Origin of the sequence: Streptomyces flavofungini (genome assembly GCF_041028215.1) — a bacterium.
In the GTDB taxonomy this organism is placed as follows: Bacteria; Actinomycetota; Actinomycetes; order Streptomycetales; family Streptomycetaceae; genus Streptomyces; species Streptomyces flavofungini_B.
In genome coordinates this window covers 1-1,971 of sequence record NZ_JASKYR010001069.1, presented here as the reverse complement: position 1 = coordinate 1,971, position 1,971 = coordinate 1, and the positions used below count along the sequence as shown (strand labels likewise).

The window sequence follows — 1,971 nt, the reverse complement described above, 5'->3', positions numbered from 1 at the left end:
CCCCTTGGCGATGCCGAACAGGTCCTCACGAGCCTCGTCGGCACGGGCTGGCTCCAGTTGCCGGGGACCCCGGCCGATCTGCTGGCCTCCGGCTCCGAGAACCCCACCCAGGTCTTCGTGCGCTCCCTCGTCACCGAGGACGGCACCCTCGGAACACTCGGCCTCGGCAAGTCGACGCGGGCCAAGCTGTCCGGCTGGGCGCAGAAGACGGTGGGCGAGCGCAAGCTGCGCAAGAAGAAGCTGCCCGCCGCCACGCGGCTGCTCGCCCTCGCCTGCGCCGCCCACAGCCGCTTCGACGGCCGCCTCGGTCCGCTCGGCCGCGGCCTGGAGATCGAGGCCCTTGCCGCGCTGAGCGCCGTCGAAGCGGCGCGGGTCGACGCCCTGGTGGAGCAGTTGAGGGACGCCGAGTGGCTCACGGACACCACCGTGACCGACACCCATGTCCTCGGCACCCTGCACGAGCGGGTCCTGCCCCTCGGCTGCCCCCTGCCCGCCGGGGCCCCGGCCGAGCCCGCCGGACCGGCCGTCCCAGGCGAGTGACCTACAGGCGGTTCAGTGTGATCGAGTTGTACGACGTCAGGTCCACCGAGTCCGCGTACTGGGCATCCAGGAAGCGGTGGCAGTTGACGCCGTTGTAGCCCTTGCACAGGCGCACGGTGGCACCGCCGGACTGGTTGTTGAGGATGAAGTGGTCACCGTACTGGTTGCTCAGATTGTGGGCGCCGTAGCTCCAGTACACGTGCGAGGGATGCGGGTTGGCCCACGGGTTGACGTCCTGGCCGTAGACGCAGACCGCACCGTACGGGCAGCCCTGCCAGGAGCCGCCCGCGGCCCGCGCCTCCGCCGCGCCGGTCATGGCGGCGACGGCGAGCAGCGCGGCGGACGCGACGGCTACGGCCCTGCGGCGGATGTTTCGCATGAGTACCCCTGTCAGTCAGCGGAACGCTTGAGGTGTGCACGGGGCACTCGGACGCACCACGCCTCCGGCTCTCCGCCACCCCCGTGGGCGAAGAGCCGGCGCGTCCCCCGTCCCCCCGTCGACACGTCTCTCCGTTGGTACGTGCCTGGGACAAAACTGGCGTACGCGTCATGCAGCGACCTTGCTATTTTCTTGCAAGGGGGAATCGGCGGCTCGCGAGGGACGAGTCAGCGGGCAGCAGCCCCGGAGCAGGGTCGCCGGACGTCCGTCGTGCGGCACGGCAGCAGAGCGAGAAGGAACCGCATGAGTATCCGCTTCGCGCTCCTGGGCGATGTGGTCATCCGCTCCGGCGCATCCGACATCGTCCCCGGCTCCCCCCGCCAGCGCTGTGTCCTCGCACTGCTCGCGATCGACGTCAACCGGCCGCTGTCCCTGGACACCCTGGTCGACAGGGTCTGGGGCACGGCACCTCCGCCGCGGGCCTCCGGCACGCTCTACAGCTACATCTCCCGGCTGCGCGCCCTGCGGTCGGCCGCCGCCGACCGGGAGGAGTGGGACATCGTGCGCTCCCCCGCCGGGTACACACTGCGGGCCGACGAGGACCTCGTGGACCTGGCCCGGTTCCGTTCGCTGGCCGGTCGGGCGCGCGGCGCTCCCCCCCAGGAGGCGAAACGGCGGTACGGAGAGGCGCTGGCGCTCTGGCGCGGGCGGCCGTTCGCCGGGCTCACCTCCGACTGGCTGGACGCGTACCGGACCACCCTGGCGGCCGAGCATCTCAGGGTCCGCCTCGAACTCCACGAACTCCTGCTCGACGAAGGACGCCACGCCGACCTGGTCCCCGCGCTCACGGCACTCGCCACCGAGCACCCCCTCGACGAGCGCGTGGCGCACCAGCACATCCTTTCCCTGTACCGCGGCGGCCAGCACGCCGCCGCCCTCGCCGCGTACGAGCGGCTGCGCCAGGAGCTCGCCGAGGCCCTGGGTGTGGACCCCGGCCCCCGGCTCCAGGAACTGCACCAGCGCATGCTGGTCTCGCCGGACGAACTCCTGCG

The 1,971-nt window shown here is 71.9% G+C and carries 2 protein-coding genes and 1 pseudogene; 2 read left to right on the top strand and 1 reads right to left on the bottom strand.

What is annotated here, in order from left to right:
* Window positions 1-540: pseudogene (locus AB8Z36_RS38455) on the top strand (hypothetical protein); the annotation flags it as partial.
* Window position 541: 1 nt separating this feature from the next.
* On the opposite strand, the gene AB8Z36_RS38450 reads toward AB8Z36_RS38455, so the two are convergent.
* Window positions 542-919 (bottom strand): hypothetical protein, encoded by a 378-nt coding sequence (locus AB8Z36_RS38450; protein ID WP_369218003.1) that lies wholly within the window; start codon window positions 917-919, stop codon window positions 542-544.
* Between the two features lie 303 nt (window positions 920-1,222).
* On the opposite strand from AB8Z36_RS38450, the gene AB8Z36_RS38445 reads away from it, so the two are divergent.
* On the top strand, window positions 1,223-1,971 hold a 749-nt coding region (locus AB8Z36_RS38445; RefSeq protein WP_369218002.1), incomplete at its 3' end, for an AfsR/SARP family transcriptional regulator.